The sequence below is a fragment of the Pseudoxanthomonas winnipegensis genome (genome assembly GCF_030322905.1).
Lineage (GTDB): Bacteria > Pseudomonadota > Gammaproteobacteria > Xanthomonadales > Xanthomonadaceae > Pseudoxanthomonas_A > Pseudoxanthomonas_A winnipegensis.
On record NZ_CP095475.1, the window covers coordinates 4,079,792 to 4,101,394 of the forward strand.

12 protein-coding genes are annotated in these 21,603 nt (G+C 64.0%); 3 read left to right on the top strand and 9 right to left on the bottom strand.

From position 1 onward, the window contains the following. Positions 1-14: 14 nt before the first annotated feature. A complete protein-coding gene (locus MWN52_RS18005; RefSeq protein ID WP_286575765.1) occupies positions 15-2,330 on the bottom strand; it encodes a TonB-dependent receptor plug domain-containing protein in 2,316 nt (771 codons plus the stop codon). 294 nt (positions 2,331-2,624) lie between these two features. Between MWN52_RS18005 and MWN52_RS18010 the strand changes: the two genes are divergently transcribed. Beyond that, positions 2,625-2,945 (top strand): helix-turn-helix domain-containing protein, encoded by a 321-nt coding sequence (locus MWN52_RS18010; RefSeq protein ID WP_286575766.1) that lies wholly within the window; start codon positions 2,625-2,627, stop codon positions 2,943-2,945. A gap of 308 nt (positions 2,946-3,253) precedes the next feature. Then, a complete protein-coding gene (locus tag MWN52_RS18015; protein ID WP_286575767.1) occupies positions 3,254-3,538 on the top strand; it encodes a helix-turn-helix domain-containing protein in 285 nt (94 codons plus the stop codon). Between the two features lie 356 nt (positions 3,539-3,894). Here the strand turns inward: MWN52_RS18015 and MWN52_RS18020 are convergent, their stop codons facing one another. The 7 genes from MWN52_RS18020 to MWN52_RS18050 all read right to left on the bottom strand — a co-directional run bounded on the left by MWN52_RS18020 (position 3,895) and on the right by MWN52_RS18050 (position 17,134). Continuing rightward, on the bottom strand, positions 3,895-4,305 hold the full coding sequence (locus tag MWN52_RS18020; protein WP_286575768.1) for a hypothetical protein: 411 nt from the start codon (positions 4,303-4,305) through the stop codon (positions 3,895-3,897). 12 nt (positions 4,306-4,317) lie between these two features. Then, positions 4,318-8,694 (bottom strand): Ig-like domain-containing protein, encoded by a 4,377-nt coding sequence (locus MWN52_RS18025; RefSeq protein ID WP_286575769.1) that lies wholly within the window; start codon positions 8,692-8,694, stop codon positions 4,318-4,320. Between the two features lie 64 nt (positions 8,695-8,758). Beyond that, complete coding sequence (locus MWN52_RS18030; RefSeq protein WP_286575770.1) at positions 8,759-9,787, bottom strand: RHS repeat protein; 1,029 nt, start codon at positions 9,785-9,787, stop codon at positions 8,759-8,761. Between the two features lie 51 nt (positions 9,788-9,838). After that, a complete protein-coding gene (locus MWN52_RS18035) occupies positions 9,839-11,566 on the bottom strand; it encodes a hypothetical protein (protein WP_286575771.1) in 1,728 nt (575 codons plus the stop codon). Between the two features lie 705 nt (positions 11,567-12,271). Then, positions 12,272-12,757, bottom strand: coding sequence for a hypothetical protein (locus MWN52_RS18040; protein WP_286575772.1), 486 nt, complete (start codon positions 12,755-12,757; stop codon positions 12,272-12,274). Positions 12,758-13,333: 576 nt separating this feature from the next. Then, positions 13,334-15,628, bottom strand: coding sequence for an NADP-dependent malic enzyme (locus MWN52_RS18045; protein WP_286575773.1), 2,295 nt, complete (start codon positions 15,626-15,628; stop codon positions 13,334-13,336). 183 nt (positions 15,629-15,811) lie between these two features. Continuing rightward, positions 15,812-17,134, bottom strand: a complete 1,323-nt coding sequence (locus tag MWN52_RS18050; RefSeq protein WP_286575774.1) for a dicarboxylate/amino acid:cation symporter — start codon at positions 17,132-17,134, stop codon at positions 15,812-15,814. Positions 17,135-17,868: 734 nt separating this feature from the next. Between MWN52_RS18050 and MWN52_RS18055 the strand changes: the two genes are divergently transcribed. Beyond that, the gene (locus MWN52_RS18055) at positions 17,869-20,496 is read left to right on the top strand and encodes a hybrid sensor histidine kinase/response regulator (RefSeq protein ID WP_286575775.1); all 2,628 of its coding nucleotides are present in this window, start codon (positions 17,869-17,871) and stop codon (positions 20,494-20,496) included. A gap of 221 nt (positions 20,497-20,717) precedes the next feature. On the opposite strand, the gene MWN52_RS18060 is transcribed toward MWN52_RS18055, so the two are convergent. Further along, positions 20,718-21,374 carry a LuxR C-terminal-related transcriptional regulator gene (locus MWN52_RS18060; protein WP_286575776.1) on the bottom strand — a complete coding sequence of 219 codons (657 nt, stop codon included), beginning with the start codon at positions 21,372-21,374 and terminating at the stop codon, positions 20,718-20,720. Positions 21,375-21,603 lie beyond the last annotated feature (229 nt).

The following is a 21,603-nucleotide window of genomic DNA, read 5'->3' on the forward strand; positions in this document are numbered from 1 at the left end:
CCGTCGCATCGCCATCACCAGTGCTTGGAGATGGACATGCTGAGGAAGCGCCCGACGGCCGAGTAGTTCGTCGAGTCGTAAGGTGCGTAGCTCGGCGAGGGCGCGAGATAGGAGGGCGGCGCGCGATCAAGCAGGTTCTGTCCCGCAAGCTCGAACGCAAGCTCATGCCAGGGGCCGCTGCCGGGGCCGGTCTCGTAGCGGAGCGTGGCGTCCAGGGTGGTGAAGGAGGCGCCGCGGATATCGCGCGTCGCATCCCTGACGCCTTCCCTGTAATTGCCGAACACACTCGCCGTCATGCCCCGCCGGTCCCACACCATTCCCAGCCGGGCGTTGATGCGAACCGGATGAAAGAGCGTGCCTGCCAGCGCAACGGGTGCCTGATCCGCCGCGATGGACTGCTTGCTGTCGAGCCAACTGGCCGCACCGCGGACCGTCAGGTCGCCCTCGCCGGCCCCGAAGCGATAGGCGCCGGAAAGATCGACCCCTTTGATCCGCTGGCGCGACGCATTGACATAGCGGCCATCGATGATTGCCACCACCTTGTTCGAGTCATAGGGCGAGCCGGCGTAGTTGTAGAAATCGCTCACCCCGGCCAGTGCCGCGGACTGCTCGCCGGCCGTCGGCGCCAGCGTCACGAAATCCGCATAGGTGGCGTTGCCGAACACATCGTAGGAGGTGATGGGCTGCAGGATGCGCTGGGTGTAATCGATGTCGAACCAGGTCAGCTCGGTCTCCAGCCCCGGCAGGGCCTCGGGATGCAAGGCCAGCGACGCGCTCCAGGTCCGCGCACGTTCCGGTCGCAGATCGCGGTTTCCGCCGGAGAGCCAGAGCGCGGTGGCATCCGCCGGAAGGCCCGTCGCGCCGAACGTCGAAGCGAGGTAATAGATACCGGTCTGCCCGGAGAATCGCTGCATCAACGTGGGGGCCTTGAATGACCGACCCCACGCCGCCTTGAACGTGATTCCGGAGCTCGGCGAATAAATCAGCCCCAGCTTGGGCGTGTTGACCCTGCCGTAATCGCCATCCTCGGTGCGGACCGCGCCGGTCAGTTCGAGACGGTCCACCCCACCAGCGCCCTGCGCGGCATCGATGAGTGGGACGCTGACCTCCGCATAGGCGAAGCGGCTGGCCTGGGCGCCGTCGGCATATCGCTGGTAGAGAAAATCGTTAGAACGGTATCCCGCGCCAGCCGCCAGCCGCGCATCACCGGCAGGCAGGGAAAGGAGCGCGCCCTCCACGCCAAGCTCATAACTGTGGCTGGCGTTGCTGTAGGCGCCGGTGCCGCTGCTCAGCGACTGTCCTGTCGCGGCCAGGATCGCCGGCTGGGCGAACGCGGTCTTGTCCTTGCCGAGCGCTGCGTCCAGCTGCAGGGTCCAGTCGTCGCTCAGGCGCCATAGCAGGCTCGGTGCCACCAGCGTGGTATGGGTTTTGGCCCGATAGGGGTAATAGACGCTTCCGTAGGACTGGGAGGTCTGCGTTTCCCTCGCGCTGCGCAGGCCGTCCAGCCGCAGCTCGAGCGTCTCTCCCAGTGCTTGGTGCAGGCTCAGCACGCCGCTGCGCAGTTCGCCATCGGGCCACAGCGTGGAGGGGCGCAGCATGGCACCCGTGTAGTCCCGTTGATCGGAACGGATGGGGTCGTTCGAGCCCTGTTTCCACGCCGCCACCAGTCCACCGCCTGCCCAGGTGGTGCCGGCGGTCGCGGTGGCCTCATGCGTGGCCAGGCCGCCATCGGTCGCGCCGCCATAGCGTGCGCCGAGCGTGATCCCCTCGAAGTCACGCTTGAGGATGACGTTGGCGACACCGCCGACCGCGTCGGAGCCGTACACCGCGGAGGCCCCGTCGGGCACGATCTCAAGCCGATCGACCGCATCCAGCGGAATCGCGCCGAGGTCGACTGCCTGCGCGAATCCGCTGTACGCCAGGCGGCGGCCGTTGAGCAGGGTCAGACTGGCATCCGGGCCCAGGCCGCGCAGGTTGAGGCTCGATCCCCCGGTGATGTTCTGGTTGGCCGGGCCGCCCGCCGCCGCGCCGGTGGCCACACCCGGATTCTGCCCGCCGCCAAAGTTCTGCGGCAGGCTGCGGATCAACTCACCCAGGTCGGTGAAGCCTTCCTCGCGGATGCGCGTGCTGTCGATGGTAATCACCGGCGAAGGCGTGGTGCCGCCTTTGATGCGGGTGCCGGTGACCTGGACGGTGTCGAGTTGGACGGCGGACGGGGTCGACGGGTCGTCCTGCCCTGAGTCCGTGGGCTGCTTGTCGCTATCGGTCTTGCGTGTGACTTCCTGTGCGTCGACCGCGCCGCTCAGCGCGACGGCGATCCAGAACAGCATGCTGCGAACGACATGTCGTGATTGCCGCGAATCCATGATGCGTCTTCCCCGTTGGCATCCGACAGGCACGACCTGAGCGTTGCGGCTGTCGGACAGCCGCAAACGAAGGCGTATTCCCGTCTGTTGACTTGCTTTCCCCACGCCCACGCCGAGCGGCGGCCGCACGCGCCAGCTCTCAAGGCGAAAGGTCCCATGACTACGATATACGTAGCACCGTGAACACTACGTTTTACGTAGTATCGATGTCAAGCGCCGTTTCTGAAGCTTCCGCATATCGAGGACTGATATGCACGCATGACGCGGAAGCCGCCAGGCAATGTCTACGGCCGACGCCTGCGCGAGGCGCGGGATTTCTACGGGTTCTCCCAGATCCATCTGGCGGTCGCCGCGCGCCTGGATGAGTCCGGCGCCAGTGCGCGGATCAGTCGCTATGAAACCGGCGTCCATCAGCCCAAGCTGGGGCTGCAGAAGCTGTTCGCCGACGTGCTGGCGCTGCCGATCAGCTTCTTCTACATCGAGGATGACGCGGAAGCGCTGAGCGTCCTGGACGCGCATCGGAGTGAGGAGCCCATCCGCTCCCTGGCCAGGGTCATGCGCCAGCTGGGGCAGGCCTGATCTTCGAGGAAGTTGGTCATGGGAAAGGTCTGACGACGCGGACTCGACGGCCACGTCGAAGCCATCAGGCAACCGCTGACCAAAGAAGCGCTGAAGCAGTTCTTTAGCAGAGTCAGCACGCACCAGGCCACGACATGCGTCTCGGCACGTGCAGCCGCACCGCGGCCGACCAAGACAAACTTGGCTGCACGCCGCGTTCTACTTGCGCAACTTCATCGCCGCGCTCGCTAGGCTACGTAAATCGTAGTATCGAGGCAGCCCGGGCGACCGGAAGCTTTCCTGCATGGAAGGCACACGAGTACGCGCCCGTGGCTGACAAGCCGTCGCTCCCCGTCTACAGCCGCAGGCTTCGCCAGGCGCGCGAGACGCATGCGATCTCGCAGCGCGCCCTCGGCATCGCCGCCGGCCTGGACGAATTCGTCGCCAGCACCCGCGTGAACCGCTACGAGACCGGCGTCCACCAGCCCGACCTGCAGACCCTGCAGCGGCTCGCCGCCGTCCTCGGGCTTCCCGTCGCCTACTTCTATGCCGAAGACGACGACCTCGCGCAGCTGATTGCCGAGTTCAAGGAGCGGCCAAAGGGCCAGCGCTGATTAACTGCTGCGATCAGGGCCCCACGCCCCGAAAGTATGATCTGACCAATGTTTTAGTCTCTGCTTCCGCCCCCCTTGGCGTTCGGAGGCCTCTCCCACCCATGTTGCAGACCCCTGGACGGCCTTGGGTCTGATTCAGAATAGGGCCACTATCCGCTTCAACCTGCGGCGCCAGCGCGCGCCGGGGAATGCTCGCTTCGCGCTGCCATCGAACGATAGGTCGGACGATGCGCAGAACCCGAGGCGCGGGGAGGGAAGCCTCCAAAGGTCAGGCGCCGAAAGTGCATTCTGACCCCATTTCTTTGGATGGAGAAAAAAATTGGATAGCACATTATTTCACATTTCGAGCACCAGTCTTAATCGCCGGAAGGCAAAGACTCCGCGCCCCTTATTTTCCTGGGGATTAACCTCCCAAGAACTATTCCAGTTAGTGCCCCTAGAACCGTGACGCCCAAATCTATGAAATATATTAATGAAAGATGAAAGTATCCCAGCACGGCATAGCTCGCCGCAATTGAGATGGCGATGTAAAAGCAAGCTACAGCGATTGAGTTTTTAATAATTCCGTCAAGCAACCCTCTCGCGAATATAAATAGGATGAGTGCGGTCGAAGATAATGATACCAAAAGATCTCCAAGGTACGCGATTAAGAAGGTTTTACTAGAGACATTTGCGGGATCCACGGATGTTATTGCGCTTATTATCACGTCAGAAACCACCAAAGCGAGTGAGCAAGCAAGCGCTTTCGTATAATTAACCTTCTTCATGATTTAAACTCTTTAATCCGGCCTTCTGTGATTGTACGGCTCTGGCCGCTGAACCGGAGGTTGCGGCGGCGGACCCTGATCTTGTGGAACAGGCAACCCTTTGGGTTTGCTATTCGGATCTGTTTGAGTTGCTTTATCCACACCCGACTCGGTCACGTCTCCAACTATTTTACCTACCACCGCGCCAACAACCTCAGCAGCCGGCCCGCCAATTTTTCCATCCAGCACTTTTTCTGTCACTTGCCCTGCCACTTCACCTGTCACGACGCCTGACGCCTTGCCAACAGGTTTTTTCCCATTGTAAACATCTACAGTAATCTCAATGCCATCCTTAATGGTGCCAGCGGGAGTAAGACTAATAACGCCATTAGCCATAGTTTTATCTGCTTCATGCAGCCTATCCATCTCCTCCCTGGCCTTCTTCTCATCTCCTTTGGAGTTTATATATGCCCTAATCAATCTTCCCATTTCACGGCTTTGACGGCCGTCGGGATCGGTATATCGCAGCGGATTTCCTTGGGCGTACGCATACCTACCGAAACCCGTGATAGGGTTCTGCAGCGGCATCAGTGGGTCGGTAGAGAGAAATCTGCCCACCTGTGCATCATAATAGCGCTGCTGCATGTAGGTCATGCTTGTCGCGGCATCCTGGGTATGTCCAGTGAAGCCGGGACCATCCTTCTCAGGCCGGTTGACCAATTTACCGTAGGGCTCGTACTCACTCGTTTCGACCAACGCCCGGCTTTGATCCGTCACGGCTACCGGTGAGCCAAGCGCGTCGGTGTGCTGATACTTGGTCTTGAATGCGCCGCCTCCGGTACTCTGCTCGCGGATGGACACTAGGCTGCCGCCAAGGTAGATGTAATCGAACACAGTATTGGTGCGCGCATCGCTGGCGTAGACCAACTCTCCGCTGCTGCTGTACTGACTTCGCTTGGCGACGCCGTTGACAGTGTCAAGCACCCGCAGCCCCTTACCATCGTACTGGTAAGCGCCCTTGTTACCAGACACGCTACGCAGCCTGTTGCCGGTGTCGAAGCTATACAGCACGCCGTTCTTGTTGCTCAGGTTGCCGCGGGCGTCGTAGTCCAGGCCGACGACGGTTGCGCCGCCGGGCCCGTCGGTGATGCTGGCCAGTCGGTTTTGCGCGTTGTAGATGTACCAGTAGTTGCGGGCGCTGTTGCCACCAGTGATCTGTGCGCTGATGAGGTTGTCCAGCGCGTCGTAGCCGTAGGCCGCGGTGCCGAACATGGGCGACGAGGCATAGGTCAGACGGTCCAGACCGTCGTAGGACATGGAGACGCTGCGTCGGCCGCCAGCACTGTAGTCGGTGATCTGCTTGACGTTGCCGTTGGCGTCGTAGGCGTAGCCGGAGTCCAGCGGCCGCACGTCGCCCAGCGCATCGGTCGAACGCTCGGGCAGCTGCCTGGCGTTCTGCTGCATCGTGTGGACGATGCCGTTGCCGTAGGTTAACTGCTTGATCGCGCCGTTCGGCCAGTAGCTGACGTCCGTGGCGAAGGAGCCTGCCTTGGTCGGCTGCCCCAACGCGTTGGGCGCGTAGTCTACGGTCATGCCGTGCCAGGTGTTGCTGGCCAGACTGCCGTTGCTGTCGTAACCGTAGGCGTAGTCGGTCGCCGTGCCGGCGGCGTCCAGCCGCTCTAGCGTCATGAGGCGCCGGTGGTTGTAGAGGTAGCTGTTGGTAACCGTCCCGCCCCCGTTGCTGTTGTTGGTGGCGATCGCCTCAACCAGTCCATCGGGGGTATAGGTCAGCACCTGGTTGCCGATGCCGTCGGGGAAAGACACGCTTTCGACCTGGTTGCGCACGGTGTAGGTGCGTACCACTTTGGCCGAAGCGGGCACCTGGTCGCGATCGCAGCTGGTGGTCGAAGGAAGCGACAGGCCACTCGCACTCCAGATCACGTTGCCGACGGCGTCATAGTCCACCACGGTCGTGCCCGATTCGGGCTCGATCGTCTTGCACAGACGCTGGTACTGGTCGTAGACGTAGGAGCGGGTCACCGAGGCAGGTGAGGCTGGCCCGATGACCTGCGCAGTCACGGTCGCCGTCGTGGTCTGGCCGCCGCGCCGGTCCGTGGCGACGGCGCGCAGGTTGTAGGTCCCTGCAGCCAGACCGGTCAGGGTGTACTGATAGGGGGCGGATGTGGAGGAGCCCACCACCTGATCGTTGGACAGAAACTCGACCTTGACCACCGCATCGTCCGCGTCGCTGGCGGTGGCCGACATCTGGATCGAACCGGGCGCGGCCATGCGGGGGGACCCCGTCGGGGCCGTCAAGGTGATGCTGGGCAATTGGTTCTGCGGGACAGCGAAGGATCCAGAGTGGCTGATGAGGTTGTTGCCGCCACCGAGCGGAGACAACCCGTGGATGTAGATACTCTTGCCCGCCTGCTGCCGGATCAGATCGTCGGAGAACGGGATGTCGAAGGCATACGCGGTCCCCTGCGTCTTGCAGATTCCCGCCACGTCCTGGCCAGACGCGCGGTTGGCGACGTACTCCCCAGCAAAGGCGCCAGTTCCCGCTGCTCCACCAACATACATGTGCACGGTGATCGACGCGGCAACATACGTCGAACAGGCCCAGCCCCAGACGTGGTGATTGTCTGGCTGGGCCATGTCACCGATCACCCGGGACGCGTAGACGGTCACGGCACCGCTCGTCGTGCTTGCGCCGCGGGTATCGGTGGCCCGTGCTGCCACGGTGTGGGCGCCCTCGGCGATCGAAGACCATGTCCCCTGATAGGGCGCACTGCTGTCGGTCGCAACGACGTTTCCGTCGCCAATAAACGCAACCGAGGCCACGGGGCCGTCCGGATCCGAGGCGTTTGCTGCGAGACTGAAGGAGCCGCCCTCGGCAATGATCGCGCCGCCGCTTGGTGCGGTCAGTTGTGCGATTGGGGCCTGGTTCTGAGGGACCGTGTACGAGCCCGAGTGCCCGATAAGATTGTGGCTGCCGCCAAGTGGAGAAATGCCATGGATGTAGATGCTCTTGCCCGCGTGCTGCCGGACAAGATCATCGGTAAGAGGTATCTCGAACATGTACGCGGAGCCCTGCGTCCTGCACGCAGCGGCGACATCCGTCCCAGACGCCTTGTTCGCTGAATACTCGCCAGCGTAAGTCCCGGTCCCATAAGGACCCCCGACGTAAAGATGGACCTGGATCGAACTCGCCAAGTAGGTGGAGCAGGCCCACCCCCAGATCCGATAGCTGTCCGGCTGACCGATGTCGCCGATCACGCGCGATGCGTAGACGGTCACCGCAGAACTTGTCGTGCTGGCGCCACGCGTATCGGTCGCACGTGCAGCGAGCGAATGAGCGCCCTCTGCTACGGACGACCATGTGCCCTGATAAGGCGAACTGCTGGTGCTCGACAGTACGTTTCCATCGCCCAGGAAGGCAACCGAGGCCACGCCGTCGTCAGCATCCGAGGCGTTCGCGGCCAGCGAGAACGTTCCACCCTCCGCGATGATCGCCCCACCGCCCGGCGCGGTCAGCTGCGCCGTCGGCACCGCGTTCACGGGGATCCGAAAGTTGCCCGAGCCCGCGATCGCCGAGTTTGAAGCGCCTACGGGTGAGATGCCATGGACATAGATGGTCTGTCCGCCATACTGCGTCACCATCGCGTTGGTGATAGGAATACTGAAGCGATAGGCGGATCCACCCGCTTGGCAGGCGCTGGCCACACCAGTCTCACTTGCGTTGCTCGCCCTGAACCCGCCAAGCATCGTACCTCCGCCGCCGGCGGGACCACCGACATACAGATGCACGTCGATCGAGGTGTTCAGGCGCGTGGAGCACGCCCAACCATTGATGCTGCCGCCGCCGATCCCGTCGATATTGCCTTTGATGACCGACTCAAGTACCTGGATCGACACATTGGTCGAAGAACTGCCGAACCACGCCACGCCGTCCTGGACCATCTTCCACTGGAAGTTGTAGGTGCCCGGCGTCCTTGGCGCGGTCGCATTGAAGTTGAAGGTCGCCGTCTGGCCAGTGGCCGTGGCGCCCGGCAGCCCTACTCGGCCCGTGCCCCATGTGCTGTTATCGCCAGGGTTCTGGGAGCCGAGGTTGAATGCGGAACCCGAAGTCCATGTCATCGTGCCCGTATTCTTGAACGCCAACGACGCACCATAAGTCTGCCCCACCACCATGGTCGTTGGCACGCTCTGCGACACGAAAGCCGCATCGCGCGGAGGGGTGTTGTCCGCGGGCGGATCGTCTGGGCAGATGTTGCCGGAGCCTGCAGTCGAACCGTCGGGGCACTTTCTCGCGGCCCATGCGGGGGCTGCATGGAGCGCGAGCAGAAGACACACGGCAACAGCACACACGTGGCCGCGAACGTCTCGCGAGCCCTGCTTCACAAAGTTCATATCCCCAGATCCCTCTATTGGGCCTTTTGAATGTCCGATCGCGACTAGAAAGGCTTGACGGCGTTTAGCTGCCGGGCTTGGTCCTGCTGATACTTGTCGGCTTGCCAAAGACATCACGAGCGATCGTCGTCTTCGCCCCCTCCTGCGCTTCGACGACGACCGGAGTTTCGTAGCTCGGTGTGTCAAACGCCTGGAAACTCGTCACCACTTTATGACCCAGCGGATCAGTTGTCCGCGTCATGTTGCCAGTCAGATACTCCGTCAGCGTCGTCAGCGTTCCGCCCTCGCCGTCCTGCGAAGAGGACTTGAGCCTGCCAAGCGCGTCATAGCTTTTCCAGATTCCGCTTGTAACGCTACTCGAGCTGCTTGGGTACGATATGAAAACCTGCCTACCCTCCGCGTCATAAGCGAAGCGCTGGAAACGCTGGGTTGCGGCCTGATTTGCGGCGTCGTACTCCTGCGTGACGACTGGACGCCAAAAGGCGTCATAGACGACGATCTTCCGCAAGTTGCCTATATTCGTGGATTTGCGCCAGTGCCCACTGGCGACACCAAACTCATCCGTGGCGATCCGCTCGAATATATGCGAAGTGTTATTCCAAGTCCCGGAGTCCTCCGCCGGTGGCTTGATCAACGTGATCCGACCCAGAGAATCGTACGCATATTCGGTCCGGTAGCCGTTCTGATCCACCTCTGCGGTGGCCCAGCCTTGATCGTTCACTGTTGCAGCCTGGCTCTTCCCATCCGCATAGGTGATCGCCTGCGGAATTCCTCGCTTCCAACTGGTATATGTCGTTGCATGCCCGTTGCCGTCCTTGGAGGAAGACATTGTCCCATCGGCGTTATAGGTATAACTGCCAACTACCAAACCAAAACTTTTCACCTCGACGGGCTGCGAAGCGGCATTAAAGCTCCGCTGTGTCACGACGGAACCGTTAACCGTGAACTGCGAAACAGGTCCCAATATCCATTTCTGCAAGTTGTCCGCATAGCTGATTACCTCAACTCTAGTATCGGCATGAACGCCACAAGACAGTGACGCCATGACAGTCACTATCGGCAATGCGATCAACCACCTACGCGAACTCTTCATCACTGTTCCCTGACTGGTCATCATCCCTGCAACCCACCATTATTATCGCAGCTAGGGGCTTGAGCTCTTCGTGACCCTTATTGGCCTTGCGAACGAATCGAACTCATTCACCTGTGATGAGTACCTAACCCCTCCCTCATCAATTAGTACCGATTCTTGCGGCATGTTGCTATTTGTCACGAGATAATCACCCCTCTTCTGCAAGCTGTCTCCATTCGACTTCAAGTATGGGCCTGCGTCAGAAGACCTGTAGGAGTAGTAGGTTGTACGGATTGCAGCGCCCCCATTCCATCCATCATCTACACGCAACAATTTGCCCTCATTCACTCTAAACCGATTTCCATACACATATCGAGTCACAGCGCCGTCAGGGGCTGACACCTGAACCTCTCGGGTCGTAGGCGAACTTGAAGTACAGAACTTGCTCGGCTGGAGCGGGTAGAAACTGGCCGTATCCGCGCCACTCCAGCAATAATTTGCTGGCCCAAAATTGTAGCTCCAGACAAGACCGCTCGAGCCTATACCAGGACCGGAGATTTTCTTCTTAAATACTCTCCATATAGGAATAACCCGCGGGTCAACTGCAGTCTTGCCGGCATCGTCGTTGAACGGCGATCGACATTCGCCAGGAACCCAGGATCGTCCCGCAAAGCCACCGGCAACCGTGAACTCACCCACAGCGCCGCTGGGATGGGTCATTGCGCCGACACGGCGATCAGTGAGCACACTGCTGGCCGAGGGGTCAGGTGCGTTAACGCTGTCACATGTTGTGTCCACCGTCACCGGGGCTTCCCCGTACAAGCCCCTCATAGAAAAGCTCCAACTCGAACCGTCCGGCAGGCCCACTACCGAGAGGTTATTTCCATACCCTCCCATATTCGCGTACTGATAAGTCCAAGTTCGCGTTCCATCCGTAATACTTGTGACAGGGAAGCCAGTCAGATAAAGGGCCCGTCCATCGCTGGCCACGATGCTTACCAGTCGCTCACCAGACCAGGTATAAGTCACTGTATTCCCGAATCGATCTGTTACCTTAGTCGGCAAAATGATCAGATCATTGCGCTTGATGGGCTTGTCCATGGGATCCATGAAGCTCGTCTCGGCGTGCTGAATCATGTGATCCAGCCGGTAGACAGTTCCATCCGGCCTAACCATCTCAAACCCTTCACCTGTGGTGACACTTGATGCGTCGAGCGACGCGACGCAACGAAACAGGGTGTTGTCTTTCGTGACCAATGGATAGCTTCGACCATCCTGAGGCTTTACGTCGCCGCCTCTGCGAAGCAGTTCCATGTCGCCCAAACCGGGCACGTAGACATATGTCCCATGCCAAAGGGAATCGGCAGGGAAAAAAGATCCCTCGGAACCAGAGACTCCCTCGGGCGCCCACGGATTAGAGCATCGATCAGGCGCCCAGCCCAGTGTATTAGGAGCGGATTTGTACGCAAAAACCCCGTGGATCTTTGGTATATCAAGCTCCCAGTCATTGAATAGACGGACGACCAAGTTGCTTGAGTTCACGACAAAGCGACGGGCAATCGATACTGGGAGATCATTGTTCCCAGGAAGGGAGATATCTGTTTGGACGAATTCCAGATCGCCCATATATAGACTTGTGCGATCTCCAAATAGATCCGGTCCTAGTGAGACAACATCACCACGGCCACGTATCAACTTTTGATAGTCTGCGACGGTGATCTCGCTGTTCGTATCTGCAAGAGCCGGAAGGCTTATGCACAAGCCTACTGCTAAAAGCTGAATTCTTTTCATCGCTTCCATGCCGCCTCGTTTTCACCTTAGTAAATCTCCAATAAACAATCTCAAATTTCTGTGACGAAAGTCACTGTTCATGAATAAACTTTGGCCCATTTCGAGCCACTGCTTTCGGGCAGCGCTGCAATACGTCCTTCACACGCCAGTAGGCGAAATGGACAAGCATCCGAAGCTATCAGCCGATGCGGCTCAGCCGCATCGGCTCAACATCCGTGCTATGGGAGAACACGCGCGAATCAGGAGTAGGGCAGTCCAGAGAGTCAACGCACCTTGCACGAAGCCATTGCCGACCTGCGCTACTGATCTTGCAATCGCAACAGCTTCAGGCAGGGCATCTTCGCAAAGCGCGGCGCCCATACACGCAAGGCGCGAAGGTCTAACTGGTCACTATTTGATGGCGCAGCAGGGCACACACCTAAGTCGACTCGTTCGGCCGGACTTACTTCGCTTTGCTGATCACAGCCGCCAACTGGGCGCAGACCTGATCTCTGGGGGCTGACGATCTCATTGATGAACTTCGTGCTGCTCAAAAGGCTTCTTGGTTCTGACTATTGCTTCCAGCTATCGCAAATTGGGCTGCTAGAGTCCTAACTCTACTCACGTCATTGCTACCCAGTCACTGCGCTGTGACAGACCACATTCAAGGGCGAACACTTCACCAGCAGCACCCGCGAACAAAAGCGCCCCGGCGGGGCCGGGGCGCTTGGTGGGTCAGGCTTCCAGGCCCCACTTGTCGGGGTCGGCGGGCTTTTGCTTGTAGATCGTGCCGGCGAAGTCGACGTGCAGCTCGGTCCAGTTGCCCTCTCCCTGATAGGCGAGCACTTCGAAGTGTTTCGGCTTGCGTTCCGGCTTGCCATGCGTGGTCCATCCGGCCTGTTTGACGGCGGCCAGGGCGGCTCGCGGATCGGCGGGCACATCCGGGTGGTGATGGTGGTGATGCTTGGGTCCGTGATGGGGCTTCTTGTGCTCCACCTCGACGAAGCGTCCACCCTTCTTGCTGATGCGGGTGACCTTGATCTCCGAGGGACGTTGTTCGCCTTCCAGTTTAACTGAGAGGCCCTGCTGGAGGGGGAAGGCTTCGGCGCCTTTGGGACCGAGGTCGGCCAGGTGGACCTGGTCGCCGGACTGCAGGGTGAAGCGATGCGCGAAGACGTGTTCGATGACGCCGGTCAGCGCGACGGTTTCATGGTGCGGCATGCATTTCTCCTAAGAGCGCCCATCCGCGGGCGCGGCAAGGGAATGCGTGCGGGCTGGGGCTGTTTCAAGCGCGGGGCTTGGCGCGGTTGGCGGGCGTGCAGGTTTGTGGTGTGGGCGCGCGGAGACGAAGGGGGACTTGGTTCGTCCTCACGACGGTGCGCGGGAAGAGGAGCTCGGCCTGGTTGTGTGGCGGGCGATACGATGGGCCCGGCCGGGCATCCGCGCGGAATGGGTGCTGTGGATCGCAGGTGGTGAGCGATACGTCCATGGATTCCCGCTTTCGCGGGAATGACGGGCTGATGAGGCTCCTGTGGGAGCCGCCACGGCGGCGATGAGGCTTTACCTTGAGAGCCCCATCGCCGCCGTGGCGGCTCCTACCGTGTCGTCAACAACCGGATCATCCCGGCGCGGCCTTGCACTCTCCGGGTCGCCGCAGGCGTGCGCGACGAGTGGAGACTCGCGACGGGTTATCCGAACCTGCCCGCATGCGGTGGCGGTGAGGCGATGCCTGGGGCCCGGTAGATGCCTGGGACCCGGTACACGCCAGGGCCCCGCGTTGCGCTGGGCCCGACCGGCTTACTCGCCCTCGCCGCGGTTGGCCAGTTGCTCGCGGATTTGGGCATCGACCGCGGCGATGGCGGTCATGTTGAGCACGCGGCGCGGGGTGGCGCTGGCGGTGAGGATGTGGACCGGCTTGGACACGCCCATCAGGATCGGGCCGATGGCCACGCCCTCGGTGAACACGCGCACCAGGTTGTAGGCGATGTTGGCGGCCTCCAGGTTGGGCAGTACGAACAGATTGGCGCGGCCCTTGAGGGTGCTGTTGGGCATGATCTGCCGGCGCAGCGTCTCGTCCCAGGCGGTGTCGCCCTGCATCTCGCCGTCCATGTTGAGGTCGGGCCGGCGCTTGAGCAGCAGTTCGCGCACCGCGCGCATCTTCAGAGCGTCGCGCGAGTCGTGGCTGCCGAAGTTGGAGTGCGACAGCAGCGCGACCTTGGGCTCGATACCGAACAGCTTCAGGCGGAAGGCGGCCTGCAGCGTGGCCTCGGCGATCTGCTCGGCGGTCGGATCTTCCTGCACGTGCGTGTCGACGAAGAAGAACGCGCCCTGCTGGTTGATCACGCCGGTCATGGCCGAGGTGGAGCTCACGCGCGGCTCCAGCGGGATGACGCTGCGCGCGTAGCCGAGCTTCTTGTGGAAGCGTCCGACGATGCCGGTGAGCATGGCGTCTGCCTCGCCGCGGGCCACCATCACCGCCGCGATCAGGGTCGGCCGCGAGCGCATCAGCTCCTTGGCCGCGGCCACGGTCACGCCACGGCGCTCGGTCAGGGCGTGGTAGGTCTGCCAGTACTCGTTGAAGCGCGGGTCGTCGTGGATGTTGGTGACTTCGAAATCCTGGCCGGCGACCAGGCGCAGGCCCATGCGCGCGATGCGCTGGTCGATCACCTCCGGGCGGCCGATCAGGATCGGGAAGGCCACGCCTTCGTCGACCACGGTCTGCACCGCGCGCAGCACCACTTCCTCCTCGCCCTCGGCGTAGACCACGCGCTTGCGATCGGCGCGGGCGCGGTCGTACACCGGCTTCATCATCAGGCTGGTGCGATAGACGAACTGGCTCAGCGTGTTGCGGTAGGCCTCCATGTCCTCGATGGGGCGCTCTGCTATCCCTGAGTCCATCGCCGCCTGCGCCACGGCGCTGGACAGCTCCACCAGCAGGCGCGGGTCGAGCGGACGCGGGATCAGGTAATCGGGGCCGAAGCTGGGCGTCTCGCCGCCATAGGCCGCGCCCAGGTCGGAGGCCTCGCGCCGGGCCAGGGCGGCGATGGCGCGCACGCAGGCGACCTTCATCGCCTCGTTGATGCCGGTGGCGCCGCAGTCCAGCGCGCCGCGGAACAGGTAGGGGAAGCACAGCACGTTGTTGATCTGGTTCGGATAGTCCGAACGCCCGGTGCCGATGATCGCGTCCGGGCGCGCCTCCTTGGCGACCTCGGGCATGATCTCCGGGTTGGGATTGGCCAGGGCGAAGATGATCGGCTGAGGCGCCATCGACTTGACCATCTCGGGCGTCAGGATGCCCGGAGCGGACAGGCCCAGGAAGATGTCCGCGCCCTCGACGATCTCAGCCAGGGTGCGCTTGTCCGTGTCGCGCGCGTAGCGCTGCTTGTCCGGATCCAGGTCGGTGCGGCCGGTGTGGATGACGCCTTCGCGGTCCAGGGCCAGGATGTTTTCGGGCTTGAGGCCCAGCGAGACCAGCATGTTGACGCAGGAGATGCCGGCCGCGCCCATGCCCGTGGTCGCCAGCTTGACCTCCTCGATCTTCTTGCCGGTGACGATCATGGCGTTGAGCACCGCCGCGCCGACGATGATCGCGGTGCCGTGCTGGTCGTCATGGAACACCGGGATGTTCATCTTCTCGCGCAGCGTGCGCTCGACCTTGAAGCACTCCGGGGCCTTGATGTCCTCCAGGTTGATGCCGCCGAAGGACGGTTCCAGCGAGGCGATGATCTCGATCAGCTTGTCCGGATCGGTCTCGTTGATCTCGATGTCGAACACGTCGATGCCGGCGAACTTCTGGAACAGCACGCCCTTGCCTTCCATCACCGGCTTGGCCGCCAGCGGGCCGATCGCGCCCAGGCCCAGCACCGCAGTGCCGTTGGTGATCACCGCCACCAGGTTGCCGCGCGCGGTATAGGTGCTGGCGGCGTTGGGATCGGCGGCGATCTCCTCGCAGGCATAGGCCACGCCGGGCGAATAGGCCAGGGCCAGGTCGCGCTGGGTGATCATCGGCTTGGTGGCGATGACCTTGATCTTCCCGGCGGGCGACTGGCTGTGGTAATCCAGCGCGGCTTGCTTGAATTCTTCTTTGGACATCGGCGTGGTGGGCATCTTCGATGGGGGTTGGATTCTAGCGCCGCGATCCTGAGTGGACCGGCAGTGGCGGCGGTGGGGGGTCCCACCTGGCGGGAACCGGGCACTTGCGCTCGGTCATGGCGTCAGACGCAAGAGGCCGGGCTTGTGGGCCCGGCCTCTCGAGGCATCTGGCGCGGCAGGGCCTTACGCGGTGATCGGCAGGCGGTCCGGATCGGACTCCAGCTTGCCGTCCAGGGCCGCGTTGAGCTTGTCGCGGTCCAGCGCGTTCTCCCAGCGCGAGACCACGATGGTGGCCACGGCGTTGCCGGTGAAGTTGGTCAGCGAGCGGCATTCGGACATGAAGCGGTCCACGCCCAGGATCAGCGCCATGCCGGCTACCGGCACCTCCGGGACCACCGACAGCGTGGCGGCCAGGGTGATGAAGCCCGCGCCGGTGACGCCGGCCGCGCCCTTGGAGCTGAGCATCGCCACCAGCAGCAGGGTGATCTGGTGGCCCAGGGTCAACTCGGTGTTCGTCGCCTGGGCGATGAACAGCGCGGCCAGGGTCATGTAGATGTTGGTGCCGTCCAGGTTGAACGAGTAGCCGGTCGGCACGACCAGGCCCACCACCGACTTCTTGCAGCCGGCCTGCTCCATCTTCTCCATCAGCGAGGGCAGCGCCGACTCGGACGAGGAGGTGCCCAGCACCAGCAGCAGCTCGGCCTTGAGGTAACGGATCAGCTTGAGGACCGAGAAGCCGCACAGCCGGCAGACGAGCCCTAAGATCACCAGCACGAACAGCAGCGAGGTGATGTAGAAGCTGCCCACCAGCCAGGCCAGGTTGGCCAGCACCGCCAGGCCGTACTTGCCGATGGTGAAGGCGATCGCGCCGAAGGCGCCGATCGGGGCGGCCTTCATCAGGATGTGCACCAGGCGGAACACCGGGGTGACCAGCGCGTTGAGGAAATCGACCACGGGCCGGCCGCGTTCGCCGGTCATCGCCAGCGCGATGCCGAACAGCACCGCCACGAACAGCACCTGCAGGATGTTGTCGCCCACGAACGGGCTGATCAGCGTCTTGGGGATGATGTCCATCAAGAAGCCGGTGACCGTCATGTCGTGGGTCGCGTTGACGTACTGATCGACCTTGGTGTGGTCCAGGTCGGCGACGTTGACGTTCATGCCCGCGCCCGGCTGCACGACGTGGGCGACCACCATGCCCACGATCAGCGCCAGGGTGGAGAAGAACAGGAAGTAGATCATCGCCTTGCCGAAGACCCGACCCACGCTGCGCAGATGGGTCATGCCGGCGATGCCGGTGACGATGGTCAGGAAGATCACCGGGCCGATGATCATCTTCACCAGCTTGACGAAGGCATCGCCCAGCGGCTTGAGCGCCTCGCCCAGCTTGGGGTCGAAGTAGCCGACCAGCACGCCGATGATGATGGCCACGATCACCTGGAAATACAGGTGCCGGTAGAACGGAAGCGGCTTGGTCGGCGCCACGCCGGCGCTGGGAATGTGCATGGTCGGTGGACTCCTGAGGAGAGGGGCGCGGGCGGACGGTGCGACCCACGGAACGAGGCGCACGGTAGCCCCTGCCGCGGCGGCGGGCATTAGCACATTGGTACTAAGCGCCATTAACAGGCCTTTGGCGGCGTTTCCGCGCACGCCCACGACGCTTTTCGCCCCTCCCCTTGCCCGCAACGCGGGCAGGGGGAGGTTGGGAGGGGGTCGCTTCTTGCGCGGTGACTGGAGAAGCGAAGCAAAAGCAACCCCTCCCCCTCAGTCGCTAGCCGCGACTTCGAGCTCCCCTTCGCCTGCGGCGAAAGGAAGCGACCGCTCCTGCGGGCTGCTGGCGCTTCGGATGCGACGTAGGAGGCCGGGAGGCGACGCTCGCGCTAGGCCGCGCTTTTGCCCCTCCCCTTGTCCGCAGCGCGGGCAGGGGGAGGTTGGGAGGGGGTCGCTTTTTTGCGCGGTGGCTGGAGAGGCGAAGCAAAAGCAACCCCTCCCCAGCCCTCCCCTTCGCCTGCGGCGAAAGGGAGGGGGCCGGTCTTGCGCTCTGCGGGTCTCTCGCACATGCCGGAGGAGTGCGCGCGCTCAGGCTCCGCTTTCCATTTGCTCTTGGCGTACAGGAGCAGCGCGCTCTTTCGCTTGGTTCGCCCTAATCGCGGCGCGGCGCGGCGCCTGCGTCGCGGCATGCTCGCCGTGTGCGACCATGCCGCGCTCGTGCCCTGCGCGTTCGCTTCCATGCCTCAGCCGTGTCCCGCCTCTCTCCACGCCTGATCCGGATCGCCGGCTGGTCGCTGCTGGCCGTGGCGATCGCTTCCACCGCCGTCGGCGCGGCGGTGCTGGCGCGGAAGGCCGCGCTGGAGAGCGAGCAGCGGGCGCTGGCCGACCAGCTGCACCTGCGCGCGCAGTCGCTGCAGCGGCTGATCGAGCGCTACCGGGTGATGCCCACCGTGCTGGCGCTGGATCCGGAGCTGCGCGCGGCGCTGCAGCAGCCGCAGCAGGCGCGCGATGTGGCCGCGCTCAACCGCAAGCTGGTGGTGGCCAACGGCGCCACGCACGTGTCCACGCTGACCCTGATCGACCGCGACGGCATCGCCGTGGCGGCCAGCAACTGGGACGACCCGAGCAGCAACGTCGGCCAGGACTACGCCTTCCGCCCGTATTTCCGCAACGCGATGCGCGACGGCACCGGCACCTTCTACGGCATCGGCGTCACCACCGGCGTGGCCGGCTACTTCATCTCCGAGGCGATCCGCGATGCGCACGGGCGCCGGCTCGGCGTGATCGCGGTGAAGATCACCCTGGACGCGCTGGAGACCGAGTGGCGCGACAGCCGCGACCTGCTGTTGCTCAGCGACAGCCACGACATCGTGTTCCTGGCCAGCCAGCCGCGCTGGCGCTACAGCGAGCTGCGCCCGCTGACCGAGCGCGACAACGAGGACCTGAACGCCACGCGCCAGTACGCGGGCCAGCCGCTGCATCTGGCCGGCCTGCAGGTGGTGGATACGCTGCCCGGCGGCGACCGCCGCGTGCAACTGCGCAACCCCAGCGCACGCGGGTTGTGGCTGTGGAAGTCGCTGCCGCTGGACGGGCCCGCCTGGACCCTGCACGCGCTGCGCCGCGATCGCAGCGTCGCCGCGGCCTGGAGCGCGGTCGCGGTGGCGGTGGCGTGCTGGCTGCCGCTGATCCTGCTGGGGCTGTTCGTGCGCCAGCGCGTGCGCCTGGCCGAGCACCGCCGCCGCAGCCGCGAGGAACTCGAACGCATGGTCGCCCACCACGCCGAGGCGCTGCGTTCGGCCCAGGACGGGCTGGTGGATGCCGCGCGCGCGGCGGCCTCGGGCCAGTCCAGCCTGGAACATCTGCCGCAGGGCGTGAGCGTGGTCGATGCGCAGCTGCGCCTGATCGCCTGGAACAGCCGCTACCAGGAAATGTTCCAGTTCCCGGCCGAGATGATGCAGGTGGGCCGGCCGATCGAGGACTTCTTCCGCCACAACGCGCGCAAGGGCTGGCTGGGGCCGGGCCAGGTCGAGGAGGCGATCCAGCGCCGCCTGGACCATCTGCGCAGCGGTGGGGCGCACATGCATGAGCGCGAGCTGCCCAACGGCCGCGTGCTGGAGATCCGCGGCAATCCGATGCCCGACGGCGGCTTCGTCACCAGCTTCGCCGACATCACCACCTACGTGGCCGCCGCGCGCGACCTGCGCACGCTGGCCAGCACGCTGGAGCGGCGCGTGGAGGAGAGCACGGCCGATCTGCGCGCGGCCACCGCGCTGGCGGAGAACGCCAACCGCTACAAGGCGCGCTTCGTCGCCTCGGCCGTGCACGACCTGCTGCAGCCGCTCAACGCCGCGCGCATGTTCCTGGGCGCGCTGCGCGGCAAGCTGCACGGCGAGGAGGAGCGCGACCTCATGCAGCGCGCGCAGACCGCGCTGGCCGCGCAGGACGACCTGCTGGCCTCGATGCTGGAGGTGTCGCGGCTGGAGGCCGGCGTGCTGCAGCCCAAGCTGGAGGACGTGGCGCTGGGCCCGCTGCTGGCCGGGTTGGCCGAGCAGTTCGGCATCCTGGCCCAGGCGCAGGGCCTGGTCCTGCACACGGTGGGCACCCGCGCGCGGGTGCGCACCGACCCGACCCTGCTGCGCCGGGTGCTGCAGAACCTGCTGTCCAACGCGCTGCACTACACCCCGCACGGCAAGGTGCTGCTGGGCTCCCGCCGCGTGCCCGGCGCGGTGCGCGTGGAGGTGTGGGACACCGGCGTGGGCATCCCGGAGAACAAGCACGCGGCGATCTTCGAGGAGTTCGCGCGACTAGACAACGGCCTGCGCCACGACCGCCGCAGCGCCGGGCTGGGCCTTTCGATCGTCGAGCGCACCGCGCGGCTGCTGGAGCATCCGCTGTCGCTGCGCTCCTGGCCCGGACGCGGCAGCGTGTTCGCGATCACCGTACCGCTAGCGGCGGCGACCCCTGCGGCGACCGTCCCACGCGTTCCGGTGCCGGGCGCGCTGGCCGCGCAGCCGCTGCAGGGCACGCGGGTGTGGTGCCTGGATGCCGATGCGCAGGCCTGCGAGGCGCTCACGGCGCTGCTGCGCAGTTGGGGCTGTCAGGTCGCCGGCGGCAGCGCGCCGCAGGCGCTGGAGGCGCTGGCCGGCCAGGAGGCGCCGCCCGACCTAGTGCTGATGGATCTGCTCTGGCGCGACGGGCGCGGCGCGGCGGCCGTGGCTGCGCTGGATCCGGTGCCGCCGCTGGTGCTGATCGGCGCGCCGGGCGAGCGCGCCGAGGCGCTCGAGCACGGCCACGGCTTTCTCGCGCGGCCGATCACGCCGGCTGCGCTGCGTGCGGTGCTGACCCAGCGCCTGATGGCGAGTGGGAGGCTGCGCTGAGGCTGGGGGAGCTGGTCTTGTCGCCGGGGATGATCAAGCTTTCCCGGTAAAGCCTCATCGCTGCCATTGGCCGAAAAGGCCGCAAGGGCGGCACCCTCTGTAGAGCGGAGCTTGCTCCGCTGCGCTTCGTTCGGTTCGTAGGGAAGGCCCCAGCGGAGCAAGCTCCGCTCTACAGGCAGGATGCTGCGAGATTTGAGGACACAGTTGCTCCTACCAAGACCCTAAAAGGGGTCATCGGGGCTGGGGACGTCGTCCAGCTCGAGGGAGCGCGCCATGACGGCGGCCTGGGTGCGCGAGCGGCAGCCGAGCTTGGACAGCACGGCGCCGACATGGATCTTGACCGTGTTCTCGGCCAGCCCCAGCGCGGCGGCGATCTGCTTGTTGAGCAGGCCCTCGGCCACCAGCATCAGCACGCGGAACTGCTGCGGCGTCAGCTGCGCCAGGCGCGCGGCCAGCTGGGCGTCGGCCTCCGAGCGCGCAGCGGTCAGCGGCGGGAACCAGGTGCCGCCCTCGAGCACCGTGGCCACCGCCTCGCCGATGGTTTCCACCTGCGAGGACTTGGGGATGAAGCCAGCCGCACCGAATTGCTGGGCGCGGCGGATCACGCGCGGATCGTCGTTGGAGGAGATCACCACCACCGGCAGCTCAGGGCGCTCGCCGCGCAGCAGCGCCAGCGCCGACAGGCCGCGCGCGCCGGGCATGGCCAGGTCCAGCAGCACCAGGGCCACGTCCGGATGCTGCTCCAGGGCCACGCCCAGGGTGGAGACGCTGGAGGCCTCGACCGTGGCCACGCCCGGGAAGCGCGAAGCCAGCGCGTGCAGGACCGCGGCGCGGAACAGCGGATGGTCGTCGGCGACGAGCAGGGTCGGTGGCGTCATCCGCACAGTCTAGGACACCGCGGGCGGGCGGCGCTCAGGCCGGCGCCGCGCGCAGATGTCGGATTCGCCATGTGGCCGGACCCGCGCATGCGGGTTGTTGTGGATTCGTAAAACGCGCCGGACATGCGCAGGCATCCCGTGGACAATTTTTCACCACATCAAGGTTGCTCGCACTTGCTGCAGTAACGCTTCGCGTCGTTGAAGCCGATGTAAAGAATCCATGAAGCGT

What these genes read in the sequence shown, in the direction of transcription:
- MWN52_RS18005 (WP_286575765.1), bottom strand. Translation starts at nt 2,330, where the DNA reads ATGCTGTTCTGGATCGCCGTCGCGCTGAGCGGCGCGGTCGACGCACAG.
- MWN52_RS18010 (WP_286575766.1), top strand. Translation starts at nt 2,625, where the DNA reads ATGACGCGGAAGCCGCCAGGCAATGTCTACGGCCGACGCCTGCGCGAG.
- MWN52_RS18020 (WP_286575768.1), bottom strand. Translation starts at nt 4,305, where the DNA reads ATGAAGAAGGTTAATTATACGAAAGCGCTTGCTTGCTCACTCGCTTTG.
- MWN52_RS18025 (WP_286575769.1), bottom strand. Translation starts at nt 8,694, where the DNA reads ATGAACTTTGTGAAGCAGGGCTCGCGAGACGTTCGCGGCCACGTGTGT.
- MWN52_RS18030 (WP_286575770.1), bottom strand. Translation starts at nt 9,787, where the DNA reads ATGAAGAGTTCGCGTAGGTGGTTGATCGCATTGCCGATAGTGACTGTC.
- MWN52_RS18035 (WP_286575771.1), bottom strand. Translation starts at nt 11,566, where the DNA reads ATGGAAGCGATGAAAAGAATTCAGCTTTTAGCAGTAGGCTTGTGCATA.
- MWN52_RS18040 (WP_286575772.1), bottom strand. Translation starts at nt 12,757, where the DNA reads ATGCCGCACCATGAAACCGTCGCGCTGACCGGCGTCATCGAACACGTC.
- MWN52_RS18045 (WP_286575773.1), bottom strand. Translation starts at nt 15,628, where the DNA reads ATGTCCAAAGAAGAATTCAAGCAAGCCGCGCTGGATTACCACAGCCAG.
- MWN52_RS18050 (WP_286575774.1), bottom strand. Translation starts at nt 17,134, where the DNA reads ATGCACATTCCCAGCGCCGGCGTGGCGCCGACCAAGCCGCTTCCGTTC.
- MWN52_RS18060 (WP_286575776.1), bottom strand. Translation starts at nt 21,374, where the DNA reads ATGACGCCACCGACCCTGCTCGTCGCCGACGACCATCCGCTGTTCCGC.